The sequence below is a fragment of the Clostridium estertheticum subsp. estertheticum genome (genome assembly GCF_001877035.1).
In the GTDB taxonomy this organism is placed as follows: Bacteria; Bacillota; Clostridia; order Clostridiales; family Clostridiaceae; genus Clostridium_AD; species Clostridium_AD estertheticum.
Genome location: NZ_CP015756.1, coordinates 1,200,749 through 1,218,965, shown reverse-complemented (window position 1 = coordinate 1,218,965; position 18,217 = coordinate 1,200,749). Strand labels below are relative to the sequence as shown.

Genomic DNA, 18,217 nt, shown 5'->3' with positions numbered 1-18,217 from the left:
TTATTTACTTACTTCAATGTAATCTACAATCCCTACTATAGCCGTATCAATTGGTGTATCTTTATTATCTTCTAAAAGTCTTGCTCCACTACCTGTAATTACAAGAACTATTTCACCATTTCCTGCGCCTACTGTATCAACTGCAACTAATGTATCTTTCTCTTCTTCCTCGAATTCATTAATTTTTCTAATTATCAGAAGCTTGCTTCCAATCAATCTATCATCTTTCTTTGTGGAAACAAGCGTCCCAATTACTTTTGCCAAAAACATATTCTCACCCCTCAATGTAATCTATTTCAATGTTTTCTGAGTCTATGTAATCTTTTGCAAGAGATGTAATAACCGCTCCTTTTGAAATTTTTATATTCCTACAACTCCCAATAGACAGCAAATCGGTTTTTGTTATTATTCCTTTTAATGTTACTTCTCTTATTTCTTTTGTCACAACTTTTTCACTCTTAGTAAATTGTGTTATTTTCTTTTCTTCTATAATAAGTAATTCGTTTATAGCCTTTTTGAGCTCATATGCATTAATAAATGAAACCCCAAAGCTCTCTATTGTTTTTATATGATTTTTTATCATTTCATTATATGAACCATTTTGTGAATAACCTAATGAAACATTAACTGGGTTATCAGGATCAAAACTATCCTTTACTACAATTATTTTCTTGTTTTTCATAATTGCATCCGAAATTCCTGTTGTAATAAATGTGTCGCGAATGCCAAAAGCTGTTTTTGCAAGTATATTTCTTGTCATAACTGGTATCAATATAAAATCAACTTCATCTATCTTTTTAGCCATTACTTTTTTGTCAGAAATCAAATCTGCATTTAGGTCTTCAATAAACTTATTAGGAATTATATCCTTCGCAGAGTCAGATAAAACAACACTATATTGTAAATTATCAAATTCTTTTAAAATCTTAAATTCCTCTTCTACATTTACTACCCCACCTGAAATGAAAACTAATACTTTTTTATTAACCAAACCTAATACTTGAATTGTGATTGCTCTTATTAGCTCTTCAATATCCAACTAAATCACCTCACTTTACGCTAATTGCAATTCCGAGTGGAGTTGCTAGAAGTGGATTATACGTTTTAACAGTTTTAACACCAGTGTACTCCTCTACTACATTTTCAATATTCTTAAGGCAACAAGTACCTCCAACGAGATATATTGTATCGATATTGTAGCCTTTTATATGTTTTTGTATTATCGATGACATTTTTTCAATTACTGGCCTAACCATTGTAAACACCATATTATAATTGTTAATGTCCTTTTTATATTCCTCTGCATCTTCATATTCCATATTTAGAGCCCCTGCCGTCACAAGAGTCAAATGTCTTCCTCCTGTTGGCTCATCTGCACTATAGATAACTTTTCCATCTTTGAGTATCGAAATTCCCGTAGTACCACCACCAATGTCCACAACTGCTCCAGAGTTAATGTTTAATATGTTAGCTGCCGCCGTTGGCTCATCAAGTACATTTGTAACAATAAAACCCCCACCTTCAACTACATTTTTAATAACACGTACATTACCTTCCATAATTCCTGGTGGGATTGCAGTTGCTGCATATATAAGCTCACGCCCAAGTTGCTTTTCAAGTTGAGCTTTAAGCTTTCTTATAATTTGTACTGCCCCTACAAAATTAACAACTATTCCATCACGTACAACATCTGCTGGATAAATTGCTCCTGCAACCGGAATATCATTAGAATCAAGCACTGTAATAACTATATTTGCAGTTCCAAGATCAACTCCAACCTTAAGTTTTCCCTCTACCTTTATTGGACCCTCATTAGCTATACATTTCTCCATTTGCAATATAAGATCATTTGCTTTCTCCATCATAATTATCTACTTAACCCCACAATCCTAATAAGTCCATTATTTTTTATTTCTGCTGCATTTGCCTCATCAGTATCTATATGAACCTCTAAAACTGAATTATTGCCAACTCTAACAAGTACATTTTTCAAAATAATACCTTTAAGCCCTTTAGTTTCAATGTCAACAAAGTCACCATCCGAAACTCCAAATGTAATTGCATCTTGAGGTAACATATGAACATGCCTAGTTGCAACAATTACTTTTTCATTAAAAATTTTCATTCCCTTTGGTCCAATTACACTAAGTGTTTCTGACCCTACTATGTCTGAAGAATTTCTAAGTGGGGCCTTTACTCCAAGTGTATAGGAATCAGTAAGTGATATTTCAATCTGACTTTCTTTTCTTATAGGCCCAAGTATTCTAACTTTAATTAAGCTTCCTTTAGGTCCTGCTAATGTAACAGTTTCATTTGCTGCAAACTGACCTATCTGTTTAACTTTACTTTTTACAGTAAGCTCATATCCTTTTCCAAATAGAAACTCAAGATCTTCCTTGGTCACATGAATATGCCTACTTGACACTCCAACCGGAATAACATATTCTCTATTTTTAATACATGATTTCCTTGAAACTTCTTCAACTATATCCTTTAAGAGAGCATCATCAAATTCATTCATTTCTTATCACCTTCACTATCCTTATAATGCATACATGCCTTTCTAGTCATTCCCTTCTTCCTACTACATTTAGGGTCATAACATAAATTGCAAATTCCCTCTGTTGTTGTTTCCTGCACTGCTCCATCCACAATGATTGAATTAACAACTACAACTGATTCCTCTACTAAAGCTTGCTTCTCCACTATTTTTACTTCTTTTTCATTTATTATTTCTTCTGGAATTTCTATTGTTTCTTTTTTGCCAACAAATTTATTTTCTAATCCAATAGTATTACTAGATTCAATTATTAAATCTAATTTATCAACAGGTCTTGGAATAACAAGAGTTGCATATACTGTATTTACAGCCGATGCACTTACTTTAGCCGACTCAATGGCTGCTTTAACTGCTGACACGTTACCTTTAATCTTAACTGTAACCATGCCATAACCTTTAGTCAATTCATACCCTATGAGCTCAACATTTGCTGATTTCATACAAGTATCCGCTGCTTCAATTGCTGCAGCTAATCCTACTGTTTCAATTAACCCAAGGGCAACTCTGCTCATATGTTTTCCTCCCTTGCGAAATTATGCTTTAATGCTTCCATAATACCCTCGCCCATATTTTTAAAAGGCATTATTTTATATAATCTTGCAGCATTATTACCAATGTTTCTTGCAGTATCTTTAATATTTTCATTCAAGTTGACGTCGAGAATTGGTTTATCAATTTTAAGTTTGCTAAAGTGTAGCAAAACTCTATTTTGTTTTATTCCTATCCCGACACCCATTCTTGAATACACTGCAGCCTTATGAGTGATTTTTAAAAGTTCATCACCATTAACTACATCAACTTCATATGGGATACCTTCTTCTTCAATTCCTGCGAGTATATGTTTAAGTATATTAATATCTGGTTTATCCGTAACAACAACAATGCAAGGTCTACTGTTATTCTCCATTTTATATTCCTTTCAAGCTATTGTAGTAAGATATTACAAGACCTGTTGCTACTGCATTTCTAGGGCCCTCTTTTGCTCTTATATTACCGCTTCCACAAACTATGCCATAATGAGAAAGCTCATCAGATATCATTTCAGGTATTTCAAAATCAAGTGCTGATCCACCAACGAGCACTACAAACTCAATAGCGCGAAGGTTATTCCCTGGTGCTATATCTTGAAGAGCTCTTACAACATTTGTTATAAATATCTTCTTTTTAGCTTCGCGTCTAACAATTCTTATTTTATCAATTGAATGTTTTGAATGGATTGGAACCATCTCATTTTCTTTTACAACAACATTTCTTGCAAATATAGAAGCACTAAGCGGCTTTTGAAAAAAACATACACTACCATCTTCATACCTTACATTAAATAGGCTTTCAACTTTTGCAAGAGGATACTTCTTGATATCCTCTGCCAGGTTATAGTCATCTATTCCAAGCTCTGAGTCTATGAGCATTGTTACCATCTCTCCTGCTCCAGCATGATGAATAGATTTTACATCTCCTGTTTTACTTATAAAGGCAGAATCTGTTGATCCCCCACCTAAATCAAGTATTACCATTGGTCTGTCCGTACCTGGAGTAGTTAATGCTCCAAGAACTGCCATATTTGCTTCAACTCCACCAATAATTACCTTAATACCTGTCTCCTGCTCAAGTTTTCTTGCTATACTTTCCATAGGCAGTCTACTTGTTTTAACCATTGCTGCTAGTGCAACTGCATTTTCTAAAGCAAACTCTCCTGCTATACCTCCGTTTACCTTTTGAGGTACAAATGTGTCTACTGCTAAAATATCTTGAATTTTTATTTCGCAGCTTTTCTGCTTAGTTAATTGACCCATGACCTGCTTAACTCTTTCAATCATTCCTCCAACATTTGTTCCGCTCTCACCGACCACATCATTTATTGGCCAAGCATCCCTTAACGCTTTCATTATTTTAACAGCACCTTCTTCGATGCCAACTTTTTTTTCTTGTTTTCCAAATAAAATAAGATTACCAGATGGAATCGTTCTTTCCTTTACATCTCCCTCTGGTGTCCTAATTACAACAGCTGATTTATTTCCAATCAGAGCCCTTGCAACAGGAATTATATGCTTTGTTTCATCTGGGGTTAAGCTAAATATTGTAGCTAAGCCATAGGGATTTGAAAGTACTGTTATGTTAGAACCTGGCGGCGCTACCTCGACAGCCGCAATCATTCCCATAGGTACTTTTTCTATAAGGGAAACTTCATCAACAATCGGGATAACTTTCCTTAGCCTATTGGAAATAATAACACCATCATCTGCTTGAACAATAAGTCCATTAATTTTTACATTATTGTCAAGTGCATTATTAATTCTCATAGCAGCAGTTTCAAAATCTACTGACTTTGGAATTATACAAATTACATCTTCCATACTGTGTAAATTCACTATTTCATCAATATACACAGTCTTACCAATACCAATACCTAGCCCACCTGGTGTATCTGGATTGTGTCCAATCATAGTTGACTCAGTTATTATTGTTTCTGTAATTGTTTCCATTGCTACATCACCTATTACAGGTGTTGCCTCATTGATACATATGGAATCCAATGCAGATAATTCTATATTAATCTTCTTGCATGCGTCAGTTAATGAATTTAAAATTCCAACAACGTTATCTAAAGTTCCTTTTATTCCTGTAGTTTTAGACAAACTACTAGAAACAAAATTTAGACCATTTTCAATATCCGCAATAGCTACCTCTGTTGTAGAATTACCTACATCTACACCTGCAATAAACTTCAAACCAATCACCTCATTAATCATCATCTTCGATGCTGTCGTTAAACTTTTAGCCTACTTCTTTTTTCATATACATCAGCGGCTTCTCTTACCAATGTAGCATTTATTGTGGCATTATACTTATCATCAAGTTCTGTTGCAATATCTAATAACTCCTGCTTTGTAGATCTAAAAGGCCTGAGTGCACTATAAATTTCAAGAACTCTTGCATCTGGAATTATAACCATTTCAGCAGCTCTTCTTAAATTTTTACCAAACTGAACTCTTCCAACCTCATCTGCAATTTGTGCTTGATATAAAAGAACCTCTGATGTAATTTTTATATCATCGTCTTTAACATCACCACTAAGCACACTTTTAACATCTATGTCGTCAAGGCCTTTACCATTTTTCGTTTTAATAAGTTCTTTACTCTTTATTGCTAATGGATAGTCTTTAAGTGTTAACTTCTTAACATTACTATTACTTGCCACCTTAACTTCTTGTGCTTGTGGTTCACTGCTCATCATTTTCATAACTTCTTTTACTATTTGTTCAATATTCATATTATCATCCATATAATTCACCCCTTACTTAAATACAACTTTAAGCTGCATAGGTTTTGCATTTGGCACAACATGCTGTGTTTCCTTGATATGAAGAACTGCTGCTTTTGCTTGATATTTAGGCCTTGCCATCTGATCATTTAATGTAGGAACAGGATCAGGTGACTCACCTTTTGCATATTTAGCAGCATTTTTCCCAATCGCTCTAAAAGTCTCTCTTGTAATTAATGGAGCTTGTGGAAAAAGTTCGAGATTTTCTAGCATCTCAAGGTCTTTTTGATGAATAACAGTTGTTCCTTTTGACTGAATACCAATACCAATTCCTGAGCCGCTTAAAACTGCTGCATCATGAGCCATAAAACAAACATCTGATGTACGAGTTACTCTAATAACTCTTGAAGTAACACCTTCTTCTTCAATTCCTGCCATAATTTCACTAAGTACTTCATTATGTGGAATATCAACAATAGTTTTTGTCTGATAAATTCCAAATGCAGGAGCTACTGCTATAACAACTTCATCACGCCTTGTTCCTGGTTTTGCAACTCCTACTTCAATAAGCTCTAATTTCGAATTTAAAGTGTCCAATTTACTATTCGCTATTTCCTCATGCGAATCGCCTTGTGATTGTAATTTTTTAACAACTTCATTAGTTATAATTTTTATTAATTCTTCATTAGACATTACATTCATATCACATCACTCCTCTAACTACATTTTATTAGGATCAAGAGCCTGATTAATGTTTTTGATTTCTTCCCATCTTGCTCCCTCAAGCCTATACCCAGTTCCTGGTCCCATATAATCATTAGGATCATTTACTGCAGTAATTACATTAAATTTATCGTCAAAAATAGATGAGGTGTGCAGATAATCTCCAGCAATTCTTTGTTTAACTAAACTTAGAACCCTCTCTGCAATATCTTCATTACCACTCTTTGAAAGAGCTTTAACTACTTCAAGAACTGTAATTCCATTTTTAAGTATGCTTTGAGCGGCTTTTAAATCTTCTACAACATTTCGGTTTGGAACATCCTTACTTCCATGTGCATATGTTACGGCTTCAACTTCTTCATCAGTTATTTGTGGTAATCCCATTTCTTTAAATACTCCCTGAAGCACTTTAGCAGCCTTATTTCTAACAGCAATTGCATCTGCTTCTTTTACTGGTTTGAGTCCTCCATCGACCTTTAAATCTCTTTGAAGTACAAGGTAGTCATCATAGTCATCAACATCAAAGTTAGAACCTGCAAACATGTTATCATAATTAGGAACTCCACCGTATCCTGAGAATATAAAGTCTGTTCCAGGAAGGAATTGCATCATAGTTCTTGCAGTTTTTCTTATATCTGAATGTGTGAATGTTTGATCATTTCCTGAACAAACTTCCATGTCAAGCATTGAAGTTATAAGATTTTCAGCAAGTACAGCTCTTATTCCACCTGAAACAGCTGCTGGTATACCAATACAACTTATAGAACCATTTTGTAATCCTTGAACTCCAGCACCCTTTGTAATCATTATGCATCTTGCTTCAAGATAAAGCATTGATTTACCTTCAGCATAGCCCATTAAAACTTCTGAACCAGTACCAGATGTAAACCTCATTTTAAGTCCACGAGATGCATATGCAGATGCAAGAAAAGCCTTTGACCAAGGAGTATCATCTCCATCAGTAAATACTTGCTCTGTACCATAAACTGATATAGTCTCAGCGTATGCTGTATAACCAAGCATTCCAAGTTTAAGTTCCGTTGCTTCTTCAAGAGCACATTGAGTTAATATTCCACCTCTTCCTACTTGTGCTCCAATTAGTAATCCAAGTGCATTAAATGGTGCATATCTTGTTACAGCAACTGTAGTTTCCATTTCATCAAAACCTCTTAAAGCAGCTTCTGCAGCATCAGCAGCAATCAGAATTGGATTATCTTTTACATTTGTAATATGACACTGATTAGATGGTGTTTTTCTAGCTCTCATTTTTTGTAGTGCCATCATCATTTCAACAACATTTAAATGATCTACAACTTCAACTAGTTTTGCTGGTGTAATTGATGTAGCAATAGTTACAATTTTTGCTCTAGGAACATTTATATCTGTAAGCATCCTAGCAATTTCAAGTGAACTAATCGCCATTGATTTTTCTGCATCACCAAGGTTTATAGCGTGATCTGCAAGAAAAATATCTATAAAATCAAAATCAGCTCTTTTCTTTCCATCCATTTCAACAATTTTTCCATTTTCAAGTTTTAAACTAGATTTAGGATCATTAGGACCATCCATTGCAATAAGGCCTACATCTGGCCAATCTTTTACAAACCCATCTTTATTAACTTCTCTTTTTTCTAACGCTTCAAATCTTTTTGATCTTTTCATAATATCAACCCTCCATCCTTAATTTAAATGTACGGTTCGGTAGTTGAAGTTGGTTCATCACCTAACGCATTTAAAAGTTTCTTTCCTACTTCTCTTCCTGCGATTACCGCTTGTCTTACTGCTCCTGAATCTCCAGTTATTGCAAGTATAACTTCGTTTGAATGTGATGTACCTTTAGATGGACTTGAATACGCAACTATTTCTACATTTGCAGTTTTAACAGCAGTATCCGCCATCATTACTCCAATTGCTGCCGGCGCCCCAATAACTAATCCAAAAGCCTTTCCAACAGGTGCTCCAAAAGCTTTTTCTATAGCCAAACTTGCTCTTGCACTATACTGCATTTCAAGATGGCCTGCATCATTACCATAAACATCACCAAAAGTTCTAGGAAGTTCTTTTAATGTAACTTCAACTGCACGCCTTGCATCTGATACATCCTCTGCTCCAAATATTATAAGGCAACCATGACCAGCCCCACCTTTTGTATCTCTTGGAAGTTCAATTGAAACGATTTCAGTGTTGGTAGCTTTAACAGCCTCATCAGCAGCCATTATTTGTGGACCTGCTCCGGTTCTTGCTCCTATAATACCTATTGAATGGAATTTTTTATCAATTCCCATAGCCGCGTGTAGTGCTGAATCTATGTTTGCAATAACTAAACCAATTGTATCTCCAATACCTGTTCCAACAAATTCGGTTAATCCTGGTGCCTGCATAAATTTCCCCTCCTTTTTAACTTCTTTAACCTCTATAATTTCATTTTTAACTTTACTTTCATTCTCACATTTTGCAAGTTCTTTAACTGTTTTTTCAATATCATTTGCTTTTATTTCTCCGCTAGCAATTTTACGTCTAACCTCTTCATAAACCTTTTCAATTAGCTGTGTATTCATTTACATCAACCTCTCACTATTTATTCTGAAACTGGATATTTAGGTAATATTCTTTCAACATCAGTGTGAGGTCTTGGAATTACATGAACAGATACAACTTCTCCAACTCTCTTTGCAGCTGCTGCACCGGCATCAGTAGCGGCTTTAACAGCACCAACATCTCCCCTAACCATAACAGTAACTAGTCCTGAGCCTATTTTCTCATAACCTATAAGAACTACATTTGCAGCTTTAACCATTGAATCTGCAGCTTCTATTGCACCAATCAAACCTTTTGTCTCTATCATTCCTAATGATTCTTGTCCCATAAAAACACCTCCATTTATTTTATATCTTCATTATACCGAATTTTCACACTCTTTGATGTCAATATATTGCTCTATTTAAGTATAATATTGATTTCATAAAAAGAAATTATTTTGACATTTGAATGTATTATTATTACTATATAGTTAATGCTAATATATTTTGATTATATTAAATATAGTATATTTTCATTACAATTAATGGTAATATATTAACTATATAGTTATTGTTATTAAAACTTCTTATAGAGGAGGAATATCATGGTAATAAATCCTAAATATAAGCTTAAAGAAATCATTGACGTATCCTCACTTAAAGATATTCAAGATAAATTCGCAAAAATAATTGGCCTCTCAACTGTAACAGTTAATGGAGATGGAACACCTGTTGTAACCGCCAGTTATTTTACTAAATGGTGCAGCTTAATTAGAAGCAGTGCAGAAGGATATAGACGTTGTAAACATTGTGATTCAGTTGGTGGAACAATGGCAATGGAAGCCGGTAAACCTATTATTTATAACTGCCACACTGGTCTCATTGATTTTGCGGCTCCGATAATTGTAAATGGTAATTATCTTGGATCTATGTTATGTGGACAAGTAACAAGTACAAACTTTAAAAATAAAACACTCATAGATGTTAAGAGATTATCACGTGAACTTAGTTTATCTGAGAATGATCTATTTAATGCACTAGCTGAAGTTCCCGTAGTTGATTATGAAAAGATTCTAGTATCTGCTGATTATCTTTTTCTTTTCTCTAATTTTATCGCTAAAATGGGAATAGCAACAATTACAAAATCAGAACTCTTGGACGAAACTAAAGAAAAAATGAAACTTACAGAACTTCTTAAAAATATGGAAATTAAAGCGCTTCAGGCTCAAATTAATCCTCATTTTCTATATAATACTCTAAATACCATTGCAAGAATGGCTTTAATAGAAGGTGCCCCCGACACTGAAAATCTCATTTATGCAATCTCTGACCTATTAAGGTATAGTCTTAAGAATTCAAATAACATGGTTACAATAGATTCAGAAATAACTAATATTAAAAAGTATTTTTATATTCAAAAAACAAGATTTGGTGATAGGTTTGATTACAAAATAGATATTGATCCTTCAATACTCAACTTTAAAATTCCTGTAATGACTCTTCAACCATTAGTCGAGAACTCAATAATTCATGGTCTTAAAAATATGACGATAAATGGTAAAGTTAAAATAATAGGTAAAAATTTTAATAATAGTTATCTCACACTTGAAGTTTTTGATAATGGCATTGGTATTGATAACGACAGACTTAAAACAATTTTTGCAGTTGAAAATTCTTATGAAAACCTTACCGGCCTAGGAATTAAAAATGTAGACGACAGGATTAAACACTTTTTTGGGTATAGTTATGGCATCGAACTTAAATCGACTAAAGAATGTGGAACTACCGCTACAATAAAGGTTCCTTGTATTAAATTAAATAAAAGGGAGGCGTAACTAATGCACAATTTACTAATAGTTGAAGATGAAAATATTGAAAGACGAGCGCTTAGATACATCATTGAAGATAAACTAAGTTGTATTAATATTTGTGGTGAAGCTAAAAGTGGATTTGAAGCTATTGAAATGGCTAAAACAAGTACCCCCGATATCATTTTAATGGATGTAGAAATGCCTGAACTTAGCGGCCTTGAGGCTCAAAAAGAGATAATTAAATTTTTACCAAATGTACACACAATCATTCTATCTGCTTATGATGATTTTGCTTTTACTCAGAGTGCAATTAGAATAAAAGTAATCGATTACCTACTTAAACCCATAAGACCTAACGATTTAATTGAATCTATAAATAGGAGTATATCTTTAATAAATACGCAAAATGATAGAGTCATAAGTGATAACCAAGATGATACGCTAATTAAAGAAGCTATGAAATATATCGATAAACATTATAATACATATATAAATCTTCAATCAATTGCAGCTTATGTTCATCTTAACCCACAATATTTCAGCAGATACTTTAAGAGTAAAATTGGTATTAATTTTATTAATTACTTATCTTCCTTTAGAATAATAAAAGCAAAGGACTTGCTCCTAAATACAGATAAAAACATTACTGAAATATCACAAAACGTTGGATATGTTGATTCAAGTTATTTCAGTAAAGTTTTTTTAAAAAGTGTTGGAATGTCACCTAATCACTTTAGATATCAAAACAAGAAACAACATTTCTAAAGATAAAAGCTGCATAACGAATTCGTTATGCAGCCTTTATCAATTCACTTTATTTTTATAGTAAACTTACACATTAAATTTCCGAAATTACTCTTTCAAGAATATCTAATGCTTCATCAATCTCTCCCTTTGTTACATTAAGTGGAGGAAGTAATCTTACCACATTATTCCCAGCCGCTATTACAAGCAATTTCTTATCAAAACACGACTTACAAAATTCCTTTGTATCTGCATTTATTTTTATGCCAATCAATAGACCTATACCTTTTATTTCATCTATTACACCATATTTCTCTTTTATTTTAAGTAATCTTTCTTTCATATATGCACTTTTGTCGTCAATTTTCTCTATAACTCCACCATCAAGAAGCTCTGTTAAAACAGCCTCACCAACAGCACATGCAAGTGGATTTCCACCAAAAGTGCTTCCATGATCACCTGGTACAAATGCCGCTGACGCTTTAACATTTGTAATAGTTGCCCCTATTGGAAAACCGCCACCGAGTGCTTTTGCGATACATATTACATCAGGAATAACTGAAAATTTCTTATAAGCAAAAAGACTTCCAAGGCGTCCCATACCGCATTGCACTTCATCAAAAATTAATAGAGCGTCATATTTATCGCACAAATCTCTTGCTGCTTTTAAGAACTCTATTGTTGCAATATTTATTCCGCCTTCTCCTTGAATTGGTTCTACTATTACAGCGCATACTTTATCATTAAAATTCTTTTTTAACTCTTCTACATCATTAAATTTTACCTTTTGTGTACCTCCAATTAATGGGCGGAAATCTTTTTGATATTTTTCTTGACCAGTAACTGATAATGAACCCATAGTTCTACCATGAAAGGACTCGTCCATATATATAAGTACATTTTTATCTTTAGTATTTTTTAATGATCCATATTTTCTCGCTATCTTGAGCGCTGCTTCTATGGCTTCGGTACCACTGTTACAAAAAAACACTTTATCGTGATCACAGTTATCTATTAGTTTTTTTGCGAGTAGCTTATGCGGTGTATTCCAATAATAATTAGAACTCTGCATGAGCTTACTACTTTGAGTAGTTATTGCATTTATTATAGCAGGATGGCTATGTCCAAGACAATTCACTGCAACTCCTGATACAAAATCCATATATTCTTGACCCACTGAATCATAAATTTTACATCCAAGGCCTTTCTCAAAAGTAACATCATATCTTCCATAAGTATTCATTACACAATTTTCTTCCATTATATTACCCCTTTCGCTGTTATAATTTTAGTTCCACTATCCTTAATTATATTTAATAATAAACCATGTTTTTTTCTTCCATCTACTAAGTGAACATTCTTAGCTCCCTTATCAATTGCAGCAACGCAACATTCTAGCTTTGGAATCATTCCACCATAAATCATACCCTTATTTATAAACTCTTTAGTTTGTGCAACCGTTATTGATGATAAAAGTGTTGTTGGGTCAGTTATATCTGTATATACACCATCTATATCTGTCATAATTAATAATTTTTCAGCTTTAAGTACTCCACTTATAGCAGCTGCAGCATAATCTGCATTTATATTGTAACTATCACCATTGCAGCCTACACCTACTGGAGAAACAACTGGTATATACTTGTTTTTAAGCAAGGTAAGTAAAACCTTTGTATTTATGTTTGCAACCTCTCCAACGAAACCTATATCAATTTTTTTGTCATCATCAAAAATGTACTTCTTTTTAGCTTGAATCAAATTGCTGTCTCTACCACTTATACCTATAGCATTTAGTCCTCTAAGACTTAAGATTGATGATAATCTTTTATTAACATTACCTGATAATACCATCTCTACAATTTCCATAGTATCCTTACTTGTAACTCTTAATCCTTTTATAAACTTGTTTTCACCACCGCTTTTCTTTACCCACTTGCTAATCAAAGGACCTCCACCATGTACAATAACAACCTTTATGCCTGCTTTTGTCATAAGCTCAATATCTTCTACAAAAGCTTCTTTCGCAACATCATTACTCATTATACTTCCACCATATTTTATCACAAAGGTTTTACCCTCATATTTACTCATTTGCAAAAAATCTTTTTTATTTGATTCATTATTTAATATATCCATTATAACCTCCAAACCTAATACTTAATTTTTATTAATTATATAACTGTTTAACGACATTTCAGAAGGAAAGTCTCTCAGTTCTTTACTATAAATTACATACTATAATAAAGATATAATTTCAGTATGAGTATAAATTTCCTTCTGGAGTCTTAATATTTCAGCACGCAGGTGATGATTTAATCATTTGAATAATTATACATCAATCTGAATAATTATTCAACGCATTATTTGTTTTTTTGTATGTTTATTATATTATCTTATTAATAAACGTATAAATCAAGATGATACGATGTACCCAAAACGTCCTCACTCGAGTGTATATGCTATATTTGCATTCAATTACCATGTTTTTTTTACAAACATGCAAATATTAATATTGCATCATAATACCACATAATTATGCAACAATGATATGCTTTATATAGTATAAATAATGTGCAGAAGCTAAGTTATAAATGTTACAATTAATAATAAGTTAAGAATTTAATAAATTAAAGAAGCATCATAAAAAGGAACCGTGTCTAAGCTGCTATCTTTTCTTCTGATTCTGACGCGATTTGTTTGTTCTTTTTTACAAAAAATCTCATAACTAATTTCACTACTTCATTTACTACTATTATAAGTGAAGCTAATCCAATTATCTTCAGCCACATAATAGCGCTTAAAGGCACTGCATTAAAGAATCCTGAAAATACTTCTGTCACAAATATTTGAACTACTGCTGTAACCGCTAATATTTTTAAAAATATAGTATTCTTTGCAATGTTATGTAATATACTGTTTGTGCCAAATTCTCTACAGTTAAATGCATTGAATAATGAACTAAAAGCAAATACCGCAAACAATACTGTTTGCATTTCATTTGCTCCTGTAGCGCCCTTTACAGGGAATCCAGCTCCTAATATATCAAACTTCATCTGAACCACGATAATACCCGTTATATAGAGAGCATTAGCAATCATACTTGTCATCATTTGTTTAGTTATAATGCTAGCATTTCTATTAGTAGGTTTTCTCCTGAGTACTGCATCTCTTACTGGCTCAAGTCCAAGCGATAGAGCTGGTGGACCATCCATTATAATATTTACCCATAACAATTGTATTGTAGTAAATGGCATTTGGAAATCAAATAATACAGATAAAATTGCTGTTAAAAAAGCAATTATATTTACTGTTATCTGAAATTGAATAAACCTCTGGAAGTTCTCATAAATACCTCTTCCCCATTTAATACCTTTTACAATAGTTCCAAAACTATCATCAGTTAATATTATATCTGCAGCATTCTTACTAACCTCGGTGCCCGCTATACCCATAGCTATACCTACATCAGCTTTTGTAAGTGCTGGAGCATCATTTATCCCATCCCCAGTTACAGCTACTACCTCTCCATTATCTTGAAGAGCCTCAACTATTCTCATTTTTGTATCAGGTTTTGAACGTGCTACTATTGATATAGTAGTTATTTCCTCTCTAAGTTCGTCATCTGTTAATGTATCTATATAAGTAGCTTCTACTGCTCTATTATTACCAGTAAGTAGTCCTAGCTCTTTTCCTATAGCAATAGCTGTAATTATATTATCACCTGTAAGCATTTTTGTAGAAACTCCTGCTTTTTTAGCAGTTTCTACTGCCTCTTTAACATCAAGTCTTAGAGGATCTCTTATTCCTACAAACCCTGTAAATACTAAATTATTCTCAAGTGTTCCTTTCTCTGACGCCATTGCTACCTCTTCACTTATATTTCTATATGCAAATCCAAGAACTCTCATAGAATTCTTTTGAAGTTTTCCAATTTCATTTAAAATCTCTTCACGCCTTGCCTGGTTTAGTTCTACTTCTTCACAATTAACGTGTTCGAATTTACATAATTCTAGAATTATTTCTGGGGCTCCCTTTGTTAATACTGTAGCACCTTCATCATCTTCTATAACAGTACTCATCCTCTTTCGTTTTGAACTAAAAGGAATTTGATGCGCTATTTTTGCATTTTGTCTTTCTTGCACGTAATCATAGGCATCATTGTATAAAAGAAGAGCACATTCTGTTGCACTACCTAGATACTTAACTTCATATTCATTTCTTTCAATGTCTGCTGTAGAATTTACAATGCAGTTATCTATAAAATAGTTATTTCTATTACTTAATTCATCGCAACCCTTAAACTTACCGTTTAAATAAACTTTTTCAACTGTCATTCTATTTTGAGTAAGTGTACCTGTTTTATCTGAGCATATAACACTTACTGAACCTATTGTTTCACAGGCTTCTTTTTTAGTAACAAGTGCATTTATTTTAACCATTTTCTGCATTGTTATTGCAAGTGTCATATTTATCATTGTTGGAAGGCCTTCAGGAACAGCTGCAACAATTAAAGCAACGCATACAACAAAGGCAGTTTTTATCGGTCCAACAGACTCTAAAAAAGCAAATACACTAGTTGTATCAGTTGATATCTCTTTTGCTACAACCAACTTTATAATCATAACTATAAATAATATCGCAGCTATTGCACTTGATATTTTTGAAATCCTACCACCTAAATGTCCAAGTTTTGACTGAAGTGGTGTTTCTAAATTACCTTTTTCAAGATTTCTAGCTATTTCTCCCATTTGGGATCTATCACCGGTAGATGTAACTACAAACGTAGCTCTACCATAAGCAATAAGTGTTCCTCCAAAAACCATATTCTTTTGTTTTGCAGGAATTGGATCTTGTACAATAATTTTATCTTTGGCTTTTATGTTTTCCATTTCTATTATAAGTTCGCAGTCTTTATTTACATCCTCTGATTCTCCTGTAAGCATATCCTCTCTAACAGCTAAATCTAAACTAGTTACAAGTCTGCCATCTGCTGGAATCATATCTCCAGTCTCTACTGAGACTATATCCCCAGGTACTAGTTCATTTTTATTAACCTGAATGATTTTCCCGTCACGTAATACTTTTACCTCTATATTCTCTGTCATTTTTGATAAAGCATCCGCAGCCTTTTGTGATTTTCCTTCTGTGAAAATACCTATACCAATTCCAATTGCTACAGCACATACTATTCCAATAGCATCATGGTACTGTCCTACTAGCGCACTAATTACAGCTGCAACTAAAAGTATTATCATCATAGGCTCAGTTATTGCAGCCTTAATACTATCCCATATAGACCCTTGCTTTTGTTTAGTAAATTCATTGGCACCATATTTTTCCAGTCTTTGTTTGATCTCAGAATTCGATAATCCTTTGCTACTATCAACCTTAAAATTGTTTAAAACTTCTAAGCTTTGTTCATTAAAATATTTAATATTGTCCACCCCTTTATTTTTATAAACTTTACACCTTGATTAAAATTTCAACATAATTATTCCTCCTTTACACAAAGTTATATATAAAAAACAAAGACTCTTAACACACCGAAACACCAACGGTTTCATTGTGCTAAAAGTCTCACTGTAGCAAATGCTATGATAAAGCCAGGTTTTTAAAACCAGTTATGTTGACTTTATCGCCCTTACGAGTAGTTACTCCCTCTTAGCTTGAAAAAAATATAAAAAAAATAAAAGACTTTTAACACAATGATCCATTTATAGATCATTGCGTTAAAAGTCTCACTTGACTGGAATTAGCCACGATAAAGCCAGACTTTAAGGTCTGGTATGTTGACTTTATCACCTATAAATAGGCAGTTACTCCCTTTTAACATTCATAATTATTATTTAATTAATAATATTATGATATCATAAAATTTATGACTATGCAATACGAGATTATATTGTGTCTCAAGTTTTACAGTCAGTATATTTAAAATAAATTTTTGCAGTCTCTTTTTATATACTTTTTATCTTTGCTATTCATCTTAATCTACCTACCTTTAGTTTTATTATTTATTGCAGGCAAAATAACATTATAAAGTTTTAGTATGTTTCCTTAGACAATTTCAACGTTAATTTATAAATTACTCCACTTGAGTTATTAGTTTCCTCATAATATCCTTTAATTTAAGATCATTTATATCTTCTGGAGCTATAATTATAACAAGACTTATGCCATCATCTGACTTATCCCATTTATAAGCTTTGATGTCTAGTACTGCCCCATCTGGTACATACTCTTCAATGTCCATTGCAATTTCTTCTGCAAGTGATAGATATTCTTCAAATAATTCATCTTCTGTTAAATCCTTTAAATTATTTTCGTCTTCCAGTAAATCATTTAAGGTATTAATAGCTACACTTAGATTAAAAGCTAATATATCCTCTCTCTTTGAACCTTTACTCATATCTTTAAGTACTTTAAATTCTGTGTTTTTCTCGATTGTATCTTTTATATCTTTACTCTCCACAATCGTACTATTAAATTCTACGTACATATTTTCATCTCCTATTGGTGCCACCCACGTGACAAGTGGCATCTTATACTATTTTATTACGAGAAATCAGCTTACTTATAGTTGAAGGTACTAAACTTA

The 18,217-nt window shown here is 32.9% G+C and carries 18 protein-coding genes; 2 read left to right on the top strand and 16 right to left on the bottom strand.

Going from position 1 to position 18,217, the window contains the following annotated elements:
- Genes A7L45_RS05745 through pduA form a run of 12 tightly spaced genes read right to left on the bottom strand, consistent with a single transcriptional unit; the run spans nucleotide 1 to nucleotide 9,411 of the window.
- Nucleotides 1–270, bottom strand: a complete 270-nt coding sequence (locus tag A7L45_RS05745) for a EutN/CcmL family microcompartment protein (RefSeq protein ID WP_071611884.1) — start codon at nucleotides 268–270, stop codon at nucleotides 1–3.
- Between the two features lie 4 nt (nucleotides 271–274).
- Nucleotides 275–1,039 (bottom strand): flavoprotein, encoded by a 765-nt coding sequence (locus tag A7L45_RS05740; RefSeq protein ID WP_071611883.1) that lies wholly within the window; start codon nucleotides 1,037–1,039, stop codon nucleotides 275–277.
- A gap of 10 nt (nucleotides 1,040–1,049) precedes the next feature.
- Entirely contained in the window at nucleotides 1,050–1,865 is an 816-nt protein-coding gene (eutJ, locus tag A7L45_RS05735) for an ethanolamine utilization protein EutJ (protein WP_308167609.1), read from the bottom strand.
- Between the two features lie 2 nt (nucleotides 1,866–1,867).
- Entirely contained in the window at nucleotides 1,868–2,521 is a 654-nt protein-coding gene (locus A7L45_RS05730; protein ID WP_071611882.1) for a phosphate propanoyltransferase, read from the bottom strand.
- Nucleotides 2,518–3,072: a BMC domain-containing protein gene (locus A7L45_RS24160; RefSeq protein ID WP_071611881.1), complete on the bottom strand. Its 555-nt coding sequence runs from the start codon at nucleotides 3,070–3,072 to the stop codon at nucleotides 2,518–2,520. The genes A7L45_RS05730 and A7L45_RS24160 overlap by 4 nt, the downstream gene beginning before the upstream one ends.
- A complete protein-coding gene (locus tag A7L45_RS05720) occupies nucleotides 3,069–3,467 on the bottom strand; it encodes a glycerol dehydratase reactivase beta/small subunit family protein (protein ID WP_071611880.1) in 399 nt (132 codons plus the stop codon). Before A7L45_RS05720 ends, A7L45_RS24160 begins: the two co-directional genes overlap by 4 nt.
- A 1-nt stretch (nucleotide 3,468) precedes the next feature.
- Complete coding sequence (locus A7L45_RS05715) at nucleotides 3,469–5,289, bottom strand: diol dehydratase reactivase subunit alpha (RefSeq protein ID WP_071611879.1); 1,821 nt, start codon at nucleotides 5,287–5,289, stop codon at nucleotides 3,469–3,471.
- 38 nt (nucleotides 5,290–5,327) lie between these two features.
- On the bottom strand, nucleotides 5,328–5,843 hold the full coding sequence (locus tag A7L45_RS05710) for a diol dehydratase small subunit (RefSeq protein ID WP_071611878.1): 516 nt from the start codon (nucleotides 5,841–5,843) through the stop codon (nucleotides 5,328–5,330).
- A 12-nt stretch (nucleotides 5,844–5,855) separates the two neighbouring features.
- On the bottom strand, nucleotides 5,856–6,524 hold the full coding sequence (locus A7L45_RS05705; protein ID WP_071611877.1) for a propanediol/glycerol family dehydratase medium subunit: 669 nt from the start codon (nucleotides 6,522–6,524) through the stop codon (nucleotides 5,856–5,858).
- An 18-nt stretch (nucleotides 6,525–6,542) separates the two neighbouring features.
- Nucleotides 6,543–8,207, bottom strand: coding sequence for a propanediol/glycerol family dehydratase large subunit (locus A7L45_RS05700; protein ID WP_071611876.1), 1,665 nt, complete (start codon nucleotides 8,205–8,207; stop codon nucleotides 6,543–6,545).
- Nucleotides 8,208–8,230: 23 nt separating this feature from the next.
- Entirely contained in the window at nucleotides 8,231–9,103 is an 873-nt protein-coding gene (gene pduB / locus A7L45_RS05695; protein WP_071611875.1) for a propanediol utilization microcompartment protein PduB, read from the bottom strand.
- A gap of 20 nt (nucleotides 9,104–9,123) precedes the next feature.
- On the bottom strand, nucleotides 9,124–9,411 hold the full coding sequence (pduA, locus tag A7L45_RS05690) for a propanediol utilization microcompartment protein PduA (protein WP_071611874.1): 288 nt from the start codon (nucleotides 9,409–9,411) through the stop codon (nucleotides 9,124–9,126).
- A 258-nt stretch (nucleotides 9,412–9,669) separates the two neighbouring features.
- Here pduA and A7L45_RS05685 point away from each other — a divergent pair, with 258 nt between their 5' ends.
- Together A7L45_RS05685 and A7L45_RS05680 are read left to right on the top strand one after the other, a co-directional pair.
- On the top strand, nucleotides 9,670–10,899 hold the full coding sequence (locus A7L45_RS05685; protein ID WP_071611873.1) for a sensor histidine kinase: 1,230 nt from the start codon (nucleotides 9,670–9,672) through the stop codon (nucleotides 10,897–10,899).
- A 3-nt stretch (nucleotides 10,900–10,902) separates the two neighbouring features.
- A complete protein-coding gene (locus tag A7L45_RS05680; protein ID WP_071611872.1) occupies nucleotides 10,903–11,640 on the top strand; it encodes a response regulator transcription factor in 738 nt (245 codons plus the stop codon).
- Between the two features lie 73 nt (nucleotides 11,641–11,713).
- Here A7L45_RS05680 and A7L45_RS05675 read toward each other — a convergent pair whose 3' ends face one another.
- The 4 genes from A7L45_RS05675 to A7L45_RS05660 form a co-directional block, all read right to left on the bottom strand.
- The gene (locus A7L45_RS05675; protein ID WP_071611871.1) at nucleotides 11,714–12,880 is read right to left on the bottom strand and encodes an aspartate aminotransferase family protein; all 1,167 of its coding nucleotides are present in this window, start codon (nucleotides 12,878–12,880) and stop codon (nucleotides 11,714–11,716) included.
- Nucleotides 12,880–13,755, bottom strand: a complete 876-nt coding sequence (gene argB, locus A7L45_RS05670) for an acetylglutamate kinase (protein WP_071611870.1) — start codon at nucleotides 13,753–13,755, stop codon at nucleotides 12,880–12,882. Before argB ends, A7L45_RS05675 begins: the two co-directional genes overlap by 1 nt.
- 521 nt (nucleotides 13,756–14,276) lie before the next feature.
- Complete coding sequence (locus A7L45_RS05665; protein ID WP_071614880.1) at nucleotides 14,277–17,054, bottom strand: calcium-translocating P-type ATPase, PMCA-type; 2,778 nt, start codon at nucleotides 17,052–17,054, stop codon at nucleotides 14,277–14,279.
- Between the two features lie 650 nt (nucleotides 17,055–17,704).
- Nucleotides 17,705–18,118 (bottom strand): hypothetical protein, encoded by a 414-nt coding sequence (locus tag A7L45_RS05660; protein WP_071611869.1) that lies wholly within the window; start codon nucleotides 18,116–18,118, stop codon nucleotides 17,705–17,707.
- Nucleotides 18,119–18,217: the final 99 nt, after the last annotated feature.

Bases quoted from the DNA above. Each gene is read 5' to 3' on its own strand.
- A7L45_RS05745 (WP_071611884.1), bottom strand. From the start codon at position 270: ATGTTTTTGGCAAAAGTAATTGGGACGCTTGTTTCCACAAAGAAAGAT.
- eutJ (WP_308167609.1), bottom strand. From the start codon at position 1,865: ATGATGGAGAAAGCAAATGATCTTATATTGCAAATGGAGAAATGTATA.
- A7L45_RS05730 (WP_071611882.1), bottom strand. From the start codon at position 2,521: ATGAATGAATTTGATGATGCTCTCTTAAAGGATATAGTTGAAGAAGTT.
- A7L45_RS24160 (WP_071611881.1), bottom strand. From the start codon at position 3,072: ATGAGCAGAGTTGCCCTTGGGTTAATTGAAACAGTAGGATTAGCTGCA.
- A7L45_RS05720 (WP_071611880.1), bottom strand. From the start codon at position 3,467: ATGGAGAATAACAGTAGACCTTGCATTGTTGTTGTTACGGATAAACCA.
- A7L45_RS05710 (WP_071611878.1), bottom strand. From the start codon at position 5,843: ATGGATGATAATATGAATATTGAACAAATAGTAAAAGAAGTTATGAAA.
- A7L45_RS05705 (WP_071611877.1), bottom strand. From the start codon at position 6,524: ATGAATGTAATGTCTAATGAAGAATTAATAAAAATTATAACTAATGAA.
- A7L45_RS05700 (WP_071611876.1), bottom strand. From the start codon at position 8,207: ATGAAAAGATCAAAAAGATTTGAAGCGTTAGAAAAAAGAGAAGTTAAT.
- pduB (WP_071611875.1), bottom strand. From the start codon at position 9,103: ATGAATACACAGCTAATTGAAAAGGTTTATGAAGAGGTTAGACGTAAA.
- pduA (WP_071611874.1), bottom strand. From the start codon at position 9,411: ATGGGACAAGAATCATTAGGAATGATAGAGACAAAAGGTTTGATTGGT.
- A7L45_RS05685 (WP_071611873.1), top strand. From the start codon at position 9,670: ATGGTAATAAATCCTAAATATAAGCTTAAAGAAATCATTGACGTATCC.
- A7L45_RS05680 (WP_071611872.1), top strand. From the start codon at position 10,903: ATGCACAATTTACTAATAGTTGAAGATGAAAATATTGAAAGACGAGCG.
- A7L45_RS05675 (WP_071611871.1), bottom strand. From the start codon at position 12,880: ATGGAAGAAAATTGTGTAATGAATACTTATGGAAGATATGATGTTACT.
- argB (WP_071611870.1), bottom strand. From the start codon at position 13,755: ATGGATATATTAAATAATGAATCAAATAAAAAAGATTTTTTGCAAATG.
- A7L45_RS05660 (WP_071611869.1), bottom strand. From the start codon at position 18,118: ATGTACGTAGAATTTAATAGTACGATTGTGGAGAGTAAAGATATAAAA.